Origin of the sequence: Streptomyces sp. NRRL S-495 (assembly GCF_000966955.1) — a bacterium.
Lineage (GTDB): Bacteria > Actinomycetota > Actinomycetes > Streptomycetales > Streptomycetaceae > Kitasatospora > Kitasatospora purpeofusca.
On record NZ_JZWY01000058.1, the window covers coordinates 1 to 408 of the forward strand.

The following is a 408-nucleotide window of genomic DNA, read 5'->3' on the forward strand; positions in this document are numbered from 1 at the left end:
CGCTCCGCCCGCGCGGCCCGCCGGATCCGGGCGTTCGCCCCGAGCAGCGCGCTCGCGGCGACCGCCGCCGTCATCGCGGCGGCCGAGGCGAGGAACCGTCCCTCGGGCGCCCAGCGCGCCGCCGCCAGCACCGCCCCGGCCACCGCCACCAGACCCGCCGCCCACGCCGACCGGTACGGCGCCCGCGCGGTCACCGTCCCGAGGGCGACCAGCAACGCCGCGTCGGCCGGCAGCTGAACACCCAGCAGCCACTGCGCGAGCGCCGCGGCGGCGATCACGCCGAACGCGGAGCGGGGCGCCCGCCGCCGCCACACCAACGGGAGGACCAGAGCGGTCTGCAGCGCGAAGCCCGTACCGTCCGCCACCCGCCCCGGCCCGAGCGTCAGCAGGAACAGGGCCGCCGCGAGC

General features: G+C 80.6%; 1 pseudogene. It reads right to left on the reverse strand.

What is annotated here, in order from left to right:
• Nucleotides 1–408, reverse strand: a pseudogene (locus VR45_RS46665) (sensor histidine kinase); the annotation flags it as partial.